This window comes from Vreelandella sp. DA03-1M (assembly GCF_055725665.1).
On the sequence record NZ_CM146798.1, the window covers coordinates 4,247,660 to 4,265,977 of the forward strand.

General features: G+C 54.5%; 16 protein-coding genes. 6 read left to right on the forward strand and 10 right to left on the reverse strand.

Annotation, left to right across the window (positions count from 1 at the left end; genetic code table 11):
- The 8 genes from ACXUPB_RS19775 to ACXUPB_RS19810 form a co-directional block, all read right to left on the reverse strand.
- Complete coding sequence (locus tag ACXUPB_RS19775) at nt 1-474, reverse strand: VOC family protein (protein ID WP_472954259.1); 474 nt, start codon at nt 472-474, stop codon at nt 1-3.
- Between the two features lie 78 nt (nt 475-552).
- Nucleotides 553-2,733, reverse strand: coding sequence for an alpha-ketoacid dehydrogenase subunit alpha/beta (locus ACXUPB_RS19780; RefSeq protein WP_472954262.1), 2,181 nt, complete (start codon nt 2,731-2,733; stop codon nt 553-555).
- A gap of 22 nt (nt 2,734-2,755) precedes the next feature.
- Entirely contained in the window at nt 2,756-3,535 is a 780-nt protein-coding gene (locus ACXUPB_RS19785; protein WP_176304235.1) for a 3-oxoacyl-ACP reductase FabG, read from the reverse strand.
- A 109-nt stretch (nt 3,536-3,644) separates the two neighbouring features.
- Nucleotides 3,645-4,352 (reverse strand): ATP-binding cassette domain-containing protein, encoded by a 708-nt coding sequence (locus ACXUPB_RS19790; RefSeq protein WP_176304236.1) that lies wholly within the window; start codon nt 4,350-4,352, stop codon nt 3,645-3,647.
- Complete coding sequence (locus tag ACXUPB_RS19795) at nt 4,352-5,113, reverse strand: ABC transporter ATP-binding protein (RefSeq protein ID WP_472954265.1); 762 nt, start codon at nt 5,111-5,113, stop codon at nt 4,352-4,354. Before ACXUPB_RS19795 ends, ACXUPB_RS19790 begins: the two co-directional genes overlap by 1 nt.
- 12 nt (nt 5,114-5,125) lie before the next feature.
- Nucleotides 5,126-6,409: a branched-chain amino acid ABC transporter permease gene (locus ACXUPB_RS19800; RefSeq protein ID WP_472954267.1), complete on the reverse strand. Its 1,284-nt coding sequence runs from the start codon at nt 6,407-6,409 to the stop codon at nt 5,126-5,128.
- Nucleotides 6,410-6,416: 7 nt separating this feature from the next.
- Complete coding sequence (locus tag ACXUPB_RS19805) at nt 6,417-7,358, reverse strand: branched-chain amino acid ABC transporter permease (RefSeq protein ID WP_176304238.1); 942 nt, start codon at nt 7,356-7,358, stop codon at nt 6,417-6,419.
- 83 nt (nt 7,359-7,441) lie between these two features.
- A complete protein-coding gene (locus tag ACXUPB_RS19810; RefSeq protein ID WP_472954269.1) occupies nt 7,442-8,686 on the reverse strand; it encodes a branched-chain amino acid ABC transporter substrate-binding protein in 1,245 nt (414 codons plus the stop codon).
- A gap of 154 nt (nt 8,687-8,840) precedes the next feature.
- On the opposite strand from ACXUPB_RS19810, the gene ACXUPB_RS19815 reads away from it, so the two are divergent.
- From ACXUPB_RS19815 to ACXUPB_RS19825, 3 genes are all read left to right on the forward strand, one after another.
- Nucleotides 8,841-9,575 (forward strand): SDR family NAD(P)-dependent oxidoreductase, encoded by a 735-nt coding sequence (locus tag ACXUPB_RS19815; RefSeq protein WP_472954272.1) that lies wholly within the window; start codon nt 8,841-8,843, stop codon nt 9,573-9,575.
- Nucleotides 9,576-9,634: 59 nt separating this feature from the next.
- Entirely contained in the window at nt 9,635-10,357 is a 723-nt protein-coding gene (locus ACXUPB_RS19820) for a FadR/GntR family transcriptional regulator (RefSeq protein WP_472954274.1), read from the forward strand.
- A gap of 159 nt (nt 10,358-10,516) precedes the next feature.
- A complete protein-coding gene (locus tag ACXUPB_RS19825) occupies nt 10,517-10,900 on the forward strand; it encodes a hypothetical protein (protein WP_472954276.1) in 384 nt (127 codons plus the stop codon).
- Nucleotides 10,901-11,747: 847 nt separating this feature from the next.
- On the opposite strand, the gene ACXUPB_RS19830 is transcribed toward ACXUPB_RS19825, so the two are convergent.
- Both ACXUPB_RS19830 and ACXUPB_RS19835 read right to left on the reverse strand, forming a co-directional pair.
- Nucleotides 11,748-13,058 (reverse strand): NAD(P)/FAD-dependent oxidoreductase, encoded by a 1,311-nt coding sequence (locus ACXUPB_RS19830; RefSeq protein ID WP_472954278.1) that lies wholly within the window; start codon nt 13,056-13,058, stop codon nt 11,748-11,750.
- Nucleotides 13,059-13,106: 48 nt separating this feature from the next.
- Nucleotides 13,107-13,721 (reverse strand): cupin domain-containing protein, encoded by a 615-nt coding sequence (locus tag ACXUPB_RS19835; RefSeq protein WP_472954280.1) that lies wholly within the window; start codon nt 13,719-13,721, stop codon nt 13,107-13,109.
- 226 nt (nt 13,722-13,947) lie between these two features.
- Here ACXUPB_RS19835 and ACXUPB_RS19840 point away from each other — a divergent pair, with 226 nt between their 5' ends.
- The 3 genes from ACXUPB_RS19840 (at nt 13,948) to ACXUPB_RS19850 (ending at nt 18,317) form a co-directional block, all read left to right on the forward strand.
- Complete coding sequence (locus ACXUPB_RS19840; RefSeq protein ID WP_472956765.1) at nt 13,948-15,606, forward strand: ABC transporter ATP-binding protein; 1,659 nt, start codon at nt 13,948-13,950, stop codon at nt 15,604-15,606.
- A gap of 32 nt (nt 15,607-15,638) precedes the next feature.
- A complete protein-coding gene (locus tag ACXUPB_RS19845; RefSeq protein WP_472954282.1) occupies nt 15,639-17,291 on the forward strand; it encodes a peptide ABC transporter substrate-binding protein in 1,653 nt (550 codons plus the stop codon).
- A 75-nt stretch (nt 17,292-17,366) separates the two neighbouring features.
- Nucleotides 17,367-18,317, forward strand: a complete 951-nt coding sequence (locus tag ACXUPB_RS19850; protein WP_427386875.1) for an ABC transporter permease — start codon at nt 17,367-17,369, stop codon at nt 18,315-18,317.
- Nucleotide 18,318 lies beyond the last annotated feature (1 nt).

Consider the following 18,318-nt stretch of genomic DNA (forward strand, 5'->3'; position numbering starts at 1 on the left):
TTATTTTCCTACTAAGTCAGGTCGATAGCCTAGGATGTCGGAGTACTCGACAAACTCTATGATGTTACCTTCGGGGTCGCGGGCGAATATCAGGCAAGTACCGGGACGCACCTCAATGATTTCTTCGCCGCTGAGCAACTCAGCACCGTTCTTTTTCAGCTTGGCCAGCATTGCCGCAAGGTCATCAACGATAAATGTCAAATACACATTTCCCTTCTGTTCAAGGATGGTATCGCTATGATTGGCGGCAACGGGCGCAGTCTGTGGCTCCAACAGCTTGAGACGCTCGCCGTAGGGGGACTGTAGGCGCACAACCTTATAGGCGCCCTTGGTTAGGCCGGTATCGCCTGCTTTATCAGCGGCTATTTTGAAGTAGCTGATTTCTGCAAATGTTAGTTGCTCAATGTAGAAACGCTTGAGTGCCTCAAGGTTTTGGCAGCAAATGCCCACTTCCAATGGTGCGACCATTTTCATGTGTGGAATTCCTCAATACCCTTCTGTGTGCGATCCTGAAGCTCACCAATCAAGCTGCAGGCCATAACGCGGACGGCCTTACAGTGGCCGTCCCTGCTCAGCCAGCACCCGACGAAGCCCATCCTCGATTTCTTCGGATCCGGCGCAGGCCGCGCGCTCAAGCACCTTCGAGATACTCGGCGAGGCCTCACCGCCGTGTACGCGTTGTACGGGTTGGTCTAAGTAGTCAAAGAAACGGCGTTGGACTTCGTCACCCAGCAAGGTGCCGTAGGATGTGCCTACTGAACCCTGTTCGACGATCAGCACGTTATTGGTTTTCATGATACTTGCGCCAATGGTCTCCCAGTCGAGGCCGTCGCGATCAAGGCTGCGCAGGTCGATAATCTCCGCGTCGACGCCTAAACGCTCAGCTACTTCCAAGCTTTGGTGCACCATATTGAGGTAGCTCAGTACGGTTACTGTTTTACCTTCACGCAACACCTTGGCCTTGCCTAGTGGGACGAAATAATCGAGATCATCAGTCGGCACGAGTCCTTTTACGTTGTAGAGGTCGATGTGCTCAATGACCAACACCGGATCCTCACAATGGAGGGCTGCGTTCATCAGACCCACATAGTCATAGGGAGTACTGGGGGCGACGATGCGCCAACCCGGTGAGGTGGAGAAAATGCCAGCAGGATCCATTAAATGTTGTGAACCGTAGCCCGAGCCCATGGCGATTTTTGTGCGCAACACCAACGGCATGCTGCCATCTCCGCCAAACATATGACGGGCTTTGGCGATTTGGTTAAATACTTGATCGGCGGCCACCCACATGAAGTCGGGGTACATGAACTCAACTACAGGGCGGTAGCGGCCGTCCATGGCGAGCCCGCCACCAAGACCGACGAAGGCATTTTCGCTAATGGGAGTACCCAAGCAGCGGTCGGGGAAGCGTTCTGACAGGCCACGAGTGGCGCCATTGGTGCCGCCTTTGAGACGGTGTACGTCTTCGCCCATCACAACAATACGTTCATCATGCTCCATGCGGCGGTTCATTACGCCTGCCACAGCATCAATGAACTTGCACTCTTCAAGTTTGCCGCTGAAATGTTCTTGTTCCGCATAATGAACGCCGTCGAACTCAGATAGATCGCCACGTACGAGCGCATCAACGAAATCTCGTGAAGGCCACAAATGGTCGTGAATCGCAGGCTTTTTACCACTCATATCAAGTAGCTCAACGGCAGCCTTTTCCATCGCTTGCTGTGCTTGTTGACGAAGACTTTGTACATCGCCTTTATCAATCATTTTGCGTTCAATCATCTTGGCGGCGACTAGATCGAGTGGGTCACGCTCGCGCCAAGCCTTTTCCTCTTCTTTACTTCGATAGCCAAAGGCGCTGCCCGGCATCGGGCCGTTCTGATGGTAAAAGCGATAAACATCGACTTCGATAATGGTCGGGCCATCACCTTTGCGCATCACCTCCATCGCTTCCTGGGTAGCCAGATAGACAGCAAGCGGATCCATGCCGTCGACTTTCCAAGATGGAATATTAAAGGCCTGACCGCGTGCAGACAGCCGCGTTTCAGCAGTAGCCTCGTCGACTATCGTGGAGACTGCGTAACGGTTGTTCTCAATAAAAAAGCAAAGCGGTAATTTCCACGCTGCAGCCAAGTTCATAGTCTCAAGCACGGAGCCGATATTGACCGCACCGTCACCGAAGTAAGTGAATGCAGCATCCCCTGTCCCAGCATGGCGATGCGCCCAGGCCGCTCCTGCAGCGAAAGGCACGCCGCCGCCAACGATTGCATTAGTGCCCAGTACACCTGCCTCGGCCCAGCGTAGATGCATGGAGCCCCCACGACCGCGGCAGAAGCCTTGATCCAAGCCCAGTATTTCGGCGAGTGTCTTTTGCAGCAGCCATTGTGTTTTCTCATTTACAGGCGCAGATAGATCTAAGTCTTCAGGATTCACGTAGTGCAGCGCTTTGGCGAGAAATTGATGGTGAGCGCGATGCGATCCATTAACTTGATCGCTTACTCGCATTAGTAGCGCTGAGCCAACGGCACCTCCTTCCTGGCCGATAGCCGAGTGGGCAGGGCCGTGCACTAACCCTTGACCAACTAGCTCTAACACCTTCTCCTCGAAGGCCCTTATTAGGTGCATGTTCACTAACAACCTACTAAGCATTTGGGCGTCAGCAGCCTTCCAGTCTTTGTCGGTGGTAATGAGCTCACGCCAAGCGGCGTCTGACTTTAATGTATTGATACGGGGCATGCTGAGTTCTCCTCACAAATAATCAAAGATAGCCATTGGCAGACCAGCCACCATCGACGCCTACAACTTGACCAGTAATAAATCGAGACTGATCGGAGGCTAGGAACCATGCGAGGTCTGCCACTTCTTCCGGCGTACCGAAGCGACCTAAAGGCGTACGACGATTAAGCGCCTCGGCATCCAGGCGACCTGTCTTAATTAGCTCGTGAGTAAGGTCGGTATGCACATATCCAGGTGCGATGCCATTAACTCGAATACCGGCGCTGGCCCATTCGAGTGCTAGCGTCTTCGTCATCATCACCACTCCAGACTTTGTGCTGCAGTAAGATATTCGATTAGGTGCAGCAACTACGCCATACATAGAGGCCATATTGATGATTACCCCCGGCTTGCCTGATTTAATTAAGCGGCGACCGGCTTCACGGGAGCATAAAAAAACCCCCGTCAGATTTACGTCAATATTGCGCTGCCATTCGCCAAGACTAAGTTCAATGGTTGGGCAATTACCGGAGATACCAGCATTGTTGATTAATGTCTTGACACCATCAAAGCTTGCTTCTGCAAGTTCGAACGCAGCAGATACGTCGTCCTCATTGCTCACTGAACCGACAAAAGCCACAGCACGGTGCCCGGCTGCTTTTAGATCTGCTGTTACCTGCTCGGCGGCTGCTTCGTTGTGATCGAAAATTAAAACCGCTTCGCCAGCTTGGGCGAAACGCTCAGCGATGGTACGCCCGATACCACTACCTCCGCCGGTGACCACCACTGCCCCGTTAGCGGAGTGCTCCGATTGTTCTTGCACCGTTAACCCCTCCTATATTTGTCTGCTTGCCTTACAATAATCAGCGGTACAGATACACTAGGTCCGAGCCCTTGGGGTGGATCCAGCATGTACCGTTAGATGTTCGCGATCAGGCGACCTCTAGCCACTCACGGCGGATATCATCGCGCGTCTGCATTTCTTCGACAGATCCATCGAAGACGATGTCGCCGTGACCCATGACCAGCACTCGGCTCGCCACGCGCATGGCCATGCTCATCTTCTGCTCGACTAGCATCACACCCACGCCCTTGGCGTGGATGTCGCGGATAACGTCAGTGACCACGTCCACGATCATAGGGGCGAGCCCCTCAGTAGGCTCGTCCACCAGTAGCACCAGCGGATTGCCCAGCAGTGAACGGCAGATCGTTAACATTTGCTGCTCACCGCCTGACATGTAACCCGCACGCTGGTTGCGCCTCTCCTTGAGCCGCGGGAAATAGCCGAACATGTCTTCTAGCGACCAGCGTGGAGCGCCGTCCACTCCACGCTGCACCCCCATCTGTAGGTTTTCGTCAACGCTGAGATTGGGAAATACTAACCGCTCCTCGGGTACGTAGCCCAGGCCGCGCAACGCGATCTGGTGTGAGCCTTTGCCAGCGAGCTCCTCACCTTGGAGCTTCACGCTGCCTTCGGCCGGTGGCACTATGCCCATCATGGCCTTGAGCGTGGTCGAGCGTCCCGAGCCGTTGCGCCCAAGCAATGCGATAATGTCAGCCTCTGGCAGAGCGAAGTTCACGCCGTGGAGGATGTGGCTCTTGTCGTAGTAGGCGTGAAGCCCCTTAATATCGAGTAACACTATGCAGCCTCCTCGCCAAGGTAAGCCTCTTGGACTTCTCGGTTGTTGCGGATCTCATCGGGTGTGCCGGTGGCGAGGATTTTCCCATACACCAACACCGAGATGCGGTCGCATAACCCGAACACTACGCTCATGTCGTGCTCGACCATTATCAGCGTCTTATCCGTCGTGACCTCGCGGATGAGATCGACGATATAAGCAGTCTCCTCGCGCGACATGCCCGCGGTGGGCTCATCGAGCAGAATGACATCGGCGCCGGTGGCAAGCGTCATGCCGATTTCGAGCGAGCGCTGCTCAGAGTAGGCCATATCGCCCGCCGGTGTGTCGGCCCGGTGCCCCAAGCGTACGCGCTCGAGCAATTGCATGGACTCGGCGTTGATAGATTTCATGCGGCTCACCCTGCGCAGCAGATTAAAACGAATCCCGTGGCGGGCCATCACACCGATGCGGATGTTTTCCAACGCCGAGAGGCGTGCGAACAAGTTGGTGATCTGGAACGAGCGGGCGAGCCCGGCGCGGTTGATCGCCTCGGGGGTCATGCCACTGATAACCCGACCTTGTAGCTCGATGGAGCCGCTAGTGGGCGGGAATTCGCCGGAGATCAGGTTAAACATTGTGGACTTGCCCGCCCCATTGGGACCAAGCAGCGCGTGGCGCTCGCCTCGGCAGAGATCGAGATTCACACCTTTCATGATTTCAAGGCCGCCGAAGCTCTTGGTTACGTCTCGCACGGCCAGGACGACGTCGTCATTGCGTGTCATAGCATTGCTCCCTTAGTGACCACCGCTGGTAGCCGGTGCTGCCTCAGATTTGTCCACATCTGCGCCCTGGCCTTCCCACATCTCATGGATGCGGGCCGTAGCCTTGCGCACAATAATTACTCCGGGCACGAACAGTATCAGTGGCACCAGCCAAGTCACCGGACTCAGCGGATCCCAGCTCGCCCCGAACAGGTGGTAATCGGGCCACTCGCCGGTACGTGCGACGACCGCCTGGTAGCGACTGGAGAGCACGTGCTCGAAACTCTGAATGAAGAACACAACGGCTAGTGACATGAACACGCCACCGCCGGCGAGTACGGCGTAAGGCAGCGGCAAACGTGCCCAAGGCAGGCGATGACGCTGGTCAATGTGCGCCTGGATCAACCCGCCGATGCCTTTGGGAGCGAAGAGCATCACCAAAACGAAGATCAGCCCCTGGTAGAGCAACCAAGCGTTGGTCGCACCCGAGACGACGAAACCGAACAGGGTAAAGATGCTCGCGCCGATGATAGGCCCGAAGAACACCGTGGAGCCGCCAACGAAGGTATAAAGCACCACTTCAGCCGAGATGTGGGTACTGAAAATGCTGTAGTTGGCAGTTTCGTTGGACATAGCCATGAGCCCGCCAGCAATACCAGCGAAGGTGGTTGAGATAGCGAACACCACCACTTTAGTAGTGTGCGCGTTGTAGCCCATGTAGCGGATGCGCTGTGAATTGTCCCGTAGTGCCTGCGTCAGCCGCCCAAATGGGGTAAGTGTGTAGGCGTACAGAACGGCCAAGCACAGCACCACCCAGACCAGTGTGAGGTAGTAGACTTCAAGGGTGGTTCCGAAGTTAAAGCCTAGCGAGGGCATACGCATAGAGGAGAGCCCTGCCTCCCCCCCAAAGATGCCTTCCCAGTGCGGGGCTAGCGAGAACAGCAACTCGGCCAAGGCGAGCGTGACCAGCGAGAAATACACGCCGGCGCGCATGGTGGCGAAGTAGCCAGCAAACAGCCCGCCAATAAGACCGGCAAGGCCTCCTGCAAGCGGCAACAGCACGGTGGGCACGCCCATGTAGCCGTACTCCACCGCCTGCATCAGATGCAGCACGGCAAAGGCCCCGATGCCAAAATACGCGGCGTGGCCGAAGGAGAGCATGCCGCCCTGCCCCATGAGCAGGTTGAATGCTGCGGCGAACAGCGAAGCAATTAGTGCGTTAACCAGCGCGTACTGCACGCCACCGCCGAACAAGGGCGGAACGGCGACTAGGGCAATCAACAGCAGAGCGATGAGAGGGAGTTTATAGCGCATCATCCTATCCTCAGTTCTTAGAGCCCATCAGGCCCGCCGGGCGAACCAGGAGCACAATCAGCATTAACAGGAAAGGCATCGCTCCGGAAATCGAAGAGATCGACATGGTGAGCAGACCGCCCACGCTACGCGCCCAGTCTCCGAGCCCTACCCAGTCGAAGGCGCCGGCAAGTGACCAATCCAGGCCTACGGCAAAGGAGCTGAAGAGGCCGATCATCAGCGAGGCGAGCAGCGAGCCGGTGAGCGAACCCAAGCCACCAACCACGACCACTACGAACACGATCACGCCAAGCTCCAGCGCCATATTCGGGTTGGTGGGGTAGAACGCACCGGCCACCGCTCCTCCGAGACCCGCCAGCGCGGCACCGGCGCCGAAAACTCCCATGAAGACGAGCGGCACGTTATGGCCCAAGGCCTGCGCTATCTGCGGCAGGCGTTCGGCGCCACGCACCACGATGCCCACGCGCGTTTTGTTGAGCATTAACAGCAGCGAGATAAACATGGCCAACGCCACGCCACCGATGAAAACTCGGTAGAAGGGATAGTCCGTCCCAAAAATATTGAATGCTGCGAAGTTCAGGTCGTCAGGCATCCTATAATTCACTGGATAGTCGCCGTAGAAGAGCTTGACTAGCTCTTCGAAGATAAAAGCGAGACCGAAGGTCAGCAGCAGCTCGTGAGCGTGCCCATAGGAATGGACACGTCGCAGCAAGTAGCGCTCGACCAGGATGCCTATGATGCCCACTATTAGCGGGGCCACCAGCAACCCTATCCAGAAATTGAAAATACTCGAGAGCGTGTAGGCGAAGTACGCGCCCAGCATATAAAACGAGGCATGAGCGAAGTTAAGAACGCCCATCATGCCGAAAATCAGCGTCAGGCCCGCCGAGACCATGAACAACAGCATCCCGTAGATGACGCCGTTTAATGTGGAGGTTATCAGAAATTCCATGTATCACTCCTGATCCGAGCAACGCTGGGGTCTCGGGTGGGAAAGTAATGCCCTGTGGGTCGATGGCCCGCAGGGCGGGTTACTTACGGACGGCGCATCCGGCAGGATTCTTGCAACGGAAAGATCGCGTCCTCGGCGGACACTACTTCAATGGGTTCAAAACCCATATCGGTGCCGTCAACCGGGTATTTCACATCCTTGCTCACTCGTGACACGATCACCGGCATCACCGTCTGGTGATCGCCCTCACGGATGGAAATTTCACCGAGATCGGTCTCCAAGGTCGCCTGTTCAAGAGCGGCTGCGATCTGGTTGACGTCGATATCTCCGCCCTCGAAGTCCACTTCCTCCAGAGCCTTAGTGAACAGCTTGATGCCATTGACTGCGCCTGGTTCGACGTAGACGGGATAGTGGCCGGTTACGGACTGGTAGTCATTCACAAACTCTTCGCTGAGCAGCTCGATGCTGCCCAGATGCGCCACGTAGTTGCCCATAGCCCCTTGACCTGCGTTGGCTACGTTGCCAACCTGATCCAGGAAGGCAGTGCCGAAGGTAATGTCGTCTAGACCAGCGCCGCCGACTGCCCTCATCAGCAGAAGCAGGTCGTTGGACCAGTTGCCGGTGATCACTGAGTCGGGATTGGCGGACTTGATCTGCGCGACGTAAGGTGCGAAGTCTTGAATGCGGTTGACCTCATGCAGCACCGTATCGACGACTTCGTAGCCATATTCTTCGGCGCGCGCCTTGATGGCCTCCTGCATGTCCTTGCCCCAGGAGTAATTTTGGTTAATCGAGTAGACGCGGTCGCCTAAACCTCCCTGCTCAGACATCACTTGGGTTAGCGCACCGACGCGCATCGGAGCGGTGGAGGTGAAGTGGAAGGCATGGTAGTGACACTTGTTGCTGCGCAGCTCCATCGCCTCACCGCCGACGTTTAGGTAGAGCACCTCGTCACCGCGGTTGCGGATGTTGTGCTTGCGCACATCTTCGCTCACCTGGCCGGCGACTGCCGAAGAGGAGCCTTGGATGATGACGTCGACGCCATCAGCGATCGCCTGTCGCACTTTAGCCGCAGCACCGGAAGTATTGCCGCCATTATCGTATTCCAGGATTTCGATCTGATCGCCGTTGTAGCCGCCCTGCTCATTAACCTTCTCCAGCACGTAGCGTGCGGCAGTGGCGTACAGTCGGCCGGTAGAAGTCTGGGAGCCTGACAAGGACTCGACAATACCGACTTTAAGTGTCTCGGCCTGCGCCGAGGAAGCCACAGCCATCCCTAGTACCATGCCGGTCCCGGCCACTGTTAATACAGCTTTATTGCTTAGCATAAGCGCCTCAATAATCTTAATTAATTGTTTTGGTAGCCTTTACTTTAAGGACATATTAAGAATAGATTTGTAAGCTTATCCGACAACTCCTAAGCTAGACTGGATGTTGTAAGACAACCAAACAATAAGACTTTAGTGTTGAATGAGGACAATCATGAGCAAGCAGCGTTTCAAGACCGCCGTCATAACCGGTGCCGCCGGGGAGATTTCCCAGCAAATCGCCCTGTTTTTCAGCAAGAGAAACATCAAATTAGTATTAACCGACATCGACGAGGCAAGTCTCGAGAGCTTCGCCGCCACGCTGGGCGGAGAGCCCGATTGTCTGGCCATTCGCCACGATGTCGCTAAGATGGAGGACGCCGAGCGCGTTGCCGAGGCATGTCGGGAGGCCTTCGGGCAGGTGGATTACATTGTGACCGGCGCTGGTCTCTACCAGCACCTGCCGTTGACGGAGATCGTCGAAGCGGATTGGAGAACGAGCATGGCCATCAACCTGGACGGTGTCTTCTTCACCATCCAGGCCCTGCGGCCGCTCTTGAGCAAAAACAGTTCGATCGTCAACATCGCCTCGTTGGCCGGCCAGCGAGGTAGCCTGAACCATACACCCTATGCTGCAGCGAAAGGCGGAGTGCTGACGCTCACCCGGTCACTAGCCCAGGAGCTCGCGCCACGCACTCGTGTCAATGCCATCTCTCCGGGGCTCATCGATACCCGGATGATGGGATCGCTCGATGCGGCCAAGCGGCAAATCATGATCGGTGCCACCCCCTTGCAGCGCCTGGGCAGGCCTGATGAAATCGCAAGCGTTGTCGACTTTCTGTGTAGCGATGCTTCGAGCTTCATGACTGGGGAAAGTCTACAGGTCAATGGCGGGCTCTATATCAACTGACACACACGAAGACATGTTTATCGGCCTAAGAGCGCCGTCTTCTTCCGCAATGGGATCCCATGATGAAAAACGTACCTTCAAGCACCATCGCACGAGGCCACTCCCTGTCGGATGAAGTAGCTATGCGCATCAGAACGTCCATCGAAAGCGGCAGCATAGAGCCAGGCAAGCGCTTACCTACCGAGCAGGAGCTCGGCGAAGCCTATGGCGTAAGCCGTCCGGTGATTCGAGAAGCCGTCTCGATCCTGAAGTCAGATGGCCTGGTGATTTCGCAACAGGGGCGTGGTCACTTCGTCAACCCGCAAGGCGCCTCAGTCTTCCGACTCGAACCCAGCTTCGAAGATAAGGAAGACCTTGCCGACCTGTTTCACTTCCTCATTTCCGTCGAAGTGGCAGCAACTGAGCAAGCCGCCATCCGTCGCACTCCCAGCGACCTTAACGCCATCCGCCAGCATCTCGGCGGATTGGAGGTAGCCATTCGTGAAAACCGTAACGGAGTCGAGGAGGACATGAAATTCCATCGTGCCATTCTCCAAGCTACCCACAACGCCTACTTCATCAGCTTCGGAGAATTTCTGGAATCGCGAGTACGTAATTTGATCCGTACCGCTCGTGAGAATACGGCGCGAAGCCAGGATATGGTCCAGCGCGTACAGAATGAGCACGAGGCTATCTTCAAGGCCATTGCCGCCCAAGATGGCGAAAACGCTCGGGCTGCTGCTGCCAATCACCTCGACAATGCTGCTCAGCGGCTTCGGATCTACCTAAAACACCCAGAGTGACGCCTTCGCACTCAACAAACCCCGCCGCGGGTGGGGAGAACGGCCGGAGAAGTTACTCACCTCTCCCGAAGCCCAGCAGAAGGCGGGCCGCGCCTAGCGTACCCGCCTTATCTTCAAGACGAACCTGATACGTCCTATCCCGCTGGCCGCTGGCAGCAGATGACCGACGCGGACGTGGCAGGCCTGCCCCCTTCTGGCGCTACGTGCATAACACCATTGAGAACCCACGCCAGCAGAACCAGCGCTGGGATAATCTGGTGCTACGCGCAGACGGCGCACTACCCTTCCAATGGCTTTTGCAGCAACTGCGGCGTAGAAACGCTCAACGAAAGTGGCCTACGCCGCATGGGCAAGGAAGGCCTGGACGCAGCTCCAAGCGACGGTACCTATGAGCACATCGACAACACCACTGGCGAAGTCGTCACAGTGCCAAATGGCGTGCTACCGGGCTGGGATTACGCACCCGGTCAAACCGCTAACGAGCTTGCTATCGCCTCGCGCTTGAACCGGCTGGATAACCCCGGCAACACGTCGACGATGTAGTCGAGCCGCCCCTGTTTAACCTCTTCTGTAATGGTGAGGTACGGAGTGAATATCCAGTAGCCCTAGCCCTACCGATGAAGTGTCAGGTGTTAGATGCGGAAAGCCCTGTGGAGCTGCTATCACAAAAAAGTCTGTCGGCGTACAAGGTCAGCCACCCCGAAGTGAATTTTGAGGATTGCCGGCTTTAGTCATCTCAGTCTGAAAGTCGTCGTAACGTCTAGAGCAGAAAGCCTAGCGACATAATCTTTCGAAGAGAGATAGCCATAGAAGCGAGTGTTGGTAACAGCTAGGCGAATGATGTCGGAAAAAGTACCTATACCACCCTACTGGAAGATTAGGGCGTCGAAGGCAATACCATCCATGACAAGACAAGATTCTCGTTCATGTTAGCGAACCTCTGGCAAAGCGTGTTGTGATCGACTCCCTCAGCCAATTGCGCTATCTATCAGCCGACACGTTTCAGTTTCGCAAGCAGGTTTTGCGGTATTACGGACACTGATCAGGGAGTGGCAACGGGAATCATTACCTCCGAGGAAAGCGCGGAAATAGATGACTAGGCTTTACCCTTTCTGAACGGTGGAGTGTTCTGCCTAAAGAACACGGAGTTTGGTCGTTTATGCCGGATCACCAAGCTACGTGACTCGGGGTTTAAAGAAGACCAGCACTTTCATCTACTTAATAAGCAGGGCATAACGCTTTTCCCCGCCTGATGCCAACAATCATTATCGTATTCAATACTCACCCTCAGCTCAGGCCTCCCCGAGCTCGACGCGCTCACCCATGGCGGCATTGAGCGCGGCACGGTGACCTTACTGTCCGAGCCCACTGGAAGTGGGCACCCTTCTTATTAACGTCCAGCGCGAAGCAGCTTTAAGCGATCCTGCATCTTGTACATGGCCATGAACAAGGGCATGAACCATGGCTTCCCATGGTAAAACGGCACCGCTGTTGGCGCCCGAAAATCGAACGCCGATGGCGACTCGTTTGTATTACCTAGCAGTTTCTGCGCTGCCTTATGACCGATCCATGGCGCCCAGACAACGCCCGATCCACAGAAGCCCGTAGCATAAACTATACCATTGCGCTCAAAGATCCGTGGGATCATATCCCGATGCATGCCAACGTTGCCGTACCAGGTGTGCGTAACCGCTGTCTCATTCAGTTCGGGGAATATCGATATGAGGTTGTCCCGCAGATGCGCGACAGGTTTTGTGGGCTCATCCAAAGTGGTGCCATCTCGTCCGCCGAATAGGATTCGTTTTCCATCTGGCGAGGGGCGAAAGTAAAAGCCAAGGGTGCGCGTGTCACTCATCATCATCTGTCTCGGCATGAGCTCTGCCATCAGATCGGCTGGCAGCTCTTCTGTAGCGATGATGCGGCTACGAACGGGCACGATACGCTTGCGCAGCCACGGATCTACCTTATCAGTATAACCGTTGGTGCAGATCATCACCTGTCGAGCAGAGACTTGCCCCCGCACTGTCTTAACGATGAACTTATCATCGTCAGGTGTAATATGCTCCACGGCCGTGTCAGAGTGAACAGTTACTCCTACCCCCTGCGCCACGCGCAACAATTCAGCAATGAATTTCGCAGGGTGAAGCCCGCCGATGTCCATTCGGACCGTACCACCCCGGAAAAAATCAGTGCCGATGTAGTCGCGCTGTTCCCCATGGGGGACTGCATAGGCTTCGATTCCCAGCGTGCGGTGTAGCTTTTCAGCGCTCCGGGCAGCGCTTTCGTAATCCTTTGCCCCCATCGAACCGCTGAACCGCCCGACAGGCTTAAAATCACAGTCAATGCCTTCCTCGGCAATCATGCTGTAAAGATGCTCACGAGCCTGTTTGCCTTCTGCTTCAATCGCGGTCGCGCGCTCATCGCCAAATTTCCGGACTAGCGTTGCATGGTCGAGCCGAATATTGCCGCTGGTAATGCCTCCATTGCGCGAAGATGCTCCTTCGCCAGGATGCTGGCGGTCAAATATAGCCACAGTCCGGCCCGCACGGGCCAGTGTCATACCTGCACTAAGCCCCGCATAGCCTGCGCCGATAATGGCTACGTCTACTGCCTTTTCCAAAGGTTTCTCTGGCAGGGATTGGACTGGGGCGGCTTCCCACCAATAGGGAGTCGTCTTGAGTGGGATGTGATCGGAAGACATTGGGAACACCTTTGTAATAGTACAGAATACTTAGCGATATTTTCTGAGTCAGAGGTGTCGATCAAACTGCACGGCGCCGATGACCCAAAGGATCCGCGCAGGCCGATTGCTATCATTGCGGAAACCGTGCGGCTGTGCACTGTTGAATACAAAGCTGTCACCCTCTTCAAGGCGCGCCTCGCGATTATCAACGGTCAGCATCAATTCCCCTTCGAGTACAAGTCCACCTTTTTCTGCAGGATAGCTAAGCGCGGTGTTACCTGACGATCCGCCTGGCTCTATCGTCAGGATCATGATTTGCAGGTTGTGGTTACCACCTGACGTCAACAATTCTTTTTGCAACGATCCAAGATCGATACGCGGCCGCTTTGCTGCACGACGCAGGAAAGGAGGAGCATCCTCGCTTCCACCTTCACTAGCATCCCCTGACTCATCACCGAACATCACCTGCATCGGAATGTTCAGTGCACGCCGGAGTGCTGTTAGGACTCTCATTGAAGGGTTGGCGATGTCACGTTCAATCTGGCTGATAGTTCCGACCGATACGCCCGATTTTTCCGACAGCACCCTTAAGGAGATGCCTTGCTTATGACGCAGTTGCCTGAACGTTTCTCCAATCGAGCTGGGCGCGTCGTCTGGAGCAGGTGTTTCTTGATCTGACATAAGCGCCTTATGCAATGTCTTAGCAGGCCAAACAAATTAGCCCACTTTTCAATTTAATAATGAAAAAGAATTTTGATTATTTCAAGCATTTTACTCATATTGCTGAAAAACATTGCCATATTGAAAGGTGTTTTTCAGTATATTATTTAAAAGTGTTCATTTTTGAATTTAATGCTGCTAGCTTAAGTTTACATGCTGAACTCGTGCCTATGGAGGTGACGTGCAGGTGACTCCACTCTCTGAAAGCAAAATTCCAGTCGAGGAAGTAATACTGTCAGTTAGGAACCTGACCGTTGATCTGCCACATGGAATGGAGCGCAAATACGCGGTTAAAGATGTCTCGTTCGATTTGCCGCGCGGAAAAATCCTCTGCGTTATCGGTGAATCGGGGTCTGGGAAATCTGTTACTGCCAACACGCTTATGGGGCTGCTGCCACCGGCAATTCGTGTGTCTTCGGGGCAAATCACTTTCCAGGGCGAGGATCTGTTGAAGGCCAACCCGAAAGATCTACGTAAGTTGAGAGGACGGGTGGTGTCAATGATCTTTCAAGATCCTCTGTCGGCGTTGAACCCGCTAATGACCATCGGCGACCAAGTGGTAGAAGTGATGGCATCACATGGGGAGGGTTCACCTAAATCACGGGCTGCCCGTGCGCTTGAGCTTATTGAAGAAGTTGGCCTGCCAGATCCGCAAGAGATGGTACATCAGTACCCCTTCCGTCTTTCGGGCGGCCAGCGCCAACGTGTGATGATCGCCATGGCTTTGGCCTTGGAGCCTGCGATTTTGATCGCAGACGAACCTACCACAGCGCTTGATGTGACAACACAGGCACAGATTCTGAAACTGATTCGCGACATCCAGACCCGCAAGGGCATGAGTGTGATGTTCATTACCCATGATTTTGGGGTAGTTGCCGAGATTGCTGACGAAGTGATCGTGATGGAAAAAGGGTTGATCGTCGAACATGCCAGCGCTGAAGAGATATTCAACGCACCGAAACATCCCTACACGAAACGCCTGATCGCAGCCGTCCCAGGTCTAAAGAAAAATGACAGCGATACCGCGCAGAGCCTTCCAGAGACCGACCAGGATAATATCGTGTTAACGGTCGAGGACTTGAGCAAGACCTACCGGAGTGGTGGCGGCTGGTTTAGCAAGGAGCGCACCGTTGCTGCAGTGCAAAATGCAAGCTTCGTGCTCCGTCGAGGACAAACCTTAGGCGTGGTTGGTGAAAGCGGATCAGGCAAGACATCCCTTGGCCGCCTTTTGATCAAATTGATGGCAAGCGACAGTGGCAGGATGATGTATCGCGGTACCGACATCGCCCCCATGAAAGAAAGCGAATTCCGACCGCTGCGCCCTAAGATCCAGATGATATTCCAGGACCCATTTGCCTCACTCAATCCACGTTCGACTATTGGCCACATCCTAACAGTTGGTCCTATTGCGCAAGGAATGAATCGCACTGAAGCACGCAGTAAGGCGCTTCGCATTCTTGAACAAGTCGAGCTTGACGCTGGGGCATATGGGCGCTATCCGCATGAATTTTCCGGTGGGCAGCGACAGCGTATCGGGATCGCCCGCGCCCTGATGTTTGACCCTGACCTGCTGGTTGCAGACGAGGCGGTATCAGCGCTTGATGTATCGATCCAGGCTCAGATTCTTAAATTGCTCGATCAAATACAAAAAAAGACCCAGGTGGCGATGTTCTTCATTACCCATGATCTGCGCGTCGCCAGCCAGATTTGTGATGAAATCCTAGTGATGCATAAGGGCAGGATAGTGGAGGCAGGCCCGCCGTCACAGATTTTTCACGCCCCTCAAAACGCCTATACCCGCGAACTCGTGGCCGCCATACCCGGTGCAGAACGCAGCTCACAATAATACCAATTGAAATCGATCTGGAGAAAATCAACATGAACTTCACGAATCCCAGCCGACGCGATGCACTCAAGATGATGGGCTTAGTGGGCACCGCTGGTGTCATTATGCCCAATCTACTGGTCAGCCCTGCGTTTGCCAGCCCACCCAATACACCAACCGGCCAGATCGTGGTGGGTGTGAGCCAAGAGCCGACTGTTTTCAATCCTCTGATGCCCCGCATCGAAGTGGATGACGGCGTTCAGCTATCTTTGTTCGATGCGCTTGTACGCATCACCCCCGACGGAGAATTCATTCCTGCGCTGGCGGCCGAAGTACCGACCATCGAGAATGGCGGACTTTCCGAAGACGGCCTGAATTGGCACTTCAAACTGAGGGACGACGTTAAATGGCATGATGGCGAGCCGTTCACTGCTGAGGATGTCAAATTTACGTTGGAGCTGATTCTCGACCCGAACTTCCGCAGCTGGCGCACTACGGGTCATGATCTTATCCGCGACATTGAAGTGGTCTCCCCGACCGAAATCAAGTGGCGGATGGAAGAGCCTTTTGCCCCTTACATGTCCATCCTTGTCGAGACGATGATAGTTCCTAAGCATATTCTCGAGCCGCTGGAAGACCGCAACAATGCGCCTTTTAATCAAGCTCCAGTAGGTACCGGTGCATTCAAGTGGGGTAGTCGTAGGGCGGGTGACCATCTCGAATTGGTGGCGAACGAAGATTATTTTGCTGACGGTCCGTATGTTGAACGGCTGATTTTCAAATACATTCCAGATCTAACCGTTCTCTACACTCAATTTAAAAGCGGTGACATCGACATCATCAGCAATCAGTACATTTCTCCTGACAACTACGCTGAGGCTAAGTCATTAACAGGTCGGGTGGTTGAGGTTGTGCCTTCATCCACCGTGGAATCGGTATTTTTAAACATGGAAAAGCCGCAATTCCAAGACCCAGCCGTACGCGAGGCAATCTATGCCGCGATTGATAAACAGACGATCATTGAAGCGCTTTATTACGGCCTGGCGACACCGACGGAAAGCTATCTTCCCCAGCAGTCCTACTACTATACCCCCGATCTTCCAAAACACGAGTACAACACTGAACGGGCAAACACGCTTCTTGACGATGCTGGCTGGATGCCCGGTGAAGATGGCATACGCGAAAAGGATGGCGTGAGACTATCTTTCAGCAATTCGACCACTTCGGGAAACCATCTTCGCGAACAGACACAGCAGTTCATACAGCAGTCGCTTGGACAGATTGGCATAGAAATGTCAATCGAGAACCTGCCACCCGCAGTCATGTGGGGCGAATATTGGACGATGTCGGAATTCGATTCAGTCATCGTCGGCATCGTCTTTACGACTGGCGCTGATGCAGATGTGACGGTGCGCTTCTCTTCTGACGCCATTCCTGCTCAAGGTGGACGCGGGGCAAACACGGCTCAGTATACAAACCCTGAGGTCGATGAACTTTTGAAAGAGGCTGGAGAAATTTTTGATCAGGAACGGCGCAAAGAGATTTACCGCGAGGTCCAGCAAGTGATCCGCGAAGATCTGCCACTGCTGCCCATGTTCCAATATGCGACTGTCCGTGGGCACAAGGAAGGTATCGAAGGTATTGAACCCAATATCAACACCCGTATTGATACTTGGAACACTGCCCAATACTACTGGAACAAATAAGAAACCTGCCGGGGGCGTAGCATAACTCCCGGCCTGACCTCGCACAGACTGCGGGCGCGATGGATAGGAAGAAAGATGGCTGGATACCTACTAAGACGCCTTGGACAAAGCATCGTGTTGCTAATCATCGTGTCGATGATCGGCTTTGGCGTATTACACCTCACACCCGGTGGACCGTTATCACAATTCGCGCTGACGCCTGGTATGACGCAAGAAACCATGAACAGAATAGCGGAGCAGATGGGACTGAATCGGCCTTTGCCGATTCAGTATCTCGACTGGGCCTGGCGAATGCTTCAGGGGGATTGGGGCATCTCATATCGTGATCAAGAACCGGTTCTCAAGGTGATCAGCAGACATATGTTTGCGACTTTCTTGCTCATGATCAGCTCTACGGTTATCGCAATCGCGCTGGGTACCTGGATCGGGATCAGGGGTGCTACGCATCGATATTCGGCCTTCGATTATACCGCCACCGTCGGTGCGATGATTGCTCTTTCAATACCCACTTTCTGGTTTGGCCTCGTCGGCATCTATATCTTTTCACTGGAACTTGGATGGTTGCCCGCTGGCAATATGTACACGATTGGCAACGAATCTGTTCTGGACTACCTCCATCACCTCATTCTTCCCAGCATCGTCCTTGCTCTAGTCAACATTGCAATTTGGAGCCGCTACATGCGTACCGCGACGCTGGACGTAATCAATCAGGATTTCGTCAAGACTGCACGCGCCAAGGGTGTAAGTGAGCGGCGTATATTGATGAAGCATGTGGTGGGCAACGCGCTGTTACCGATGGTCACTCTCGCGGGGATGCAACTACCTAATCTGCTGAGCGGGGCGCTGATCACAGAAACAGTTTTCACTTGGCCTGGCATGGGGCGTCTATTTCTCGATAGCCTCAGTTACAACGACTACCCCGTTGTGATGGGATTGTTGATGTTCTCGGCGATCATTGTGCTACTGGGAAATTTGATCGCCGATCTTGTTGCCGCCGCCATCGATCCCCGCATCCGCTTGGCCTGAC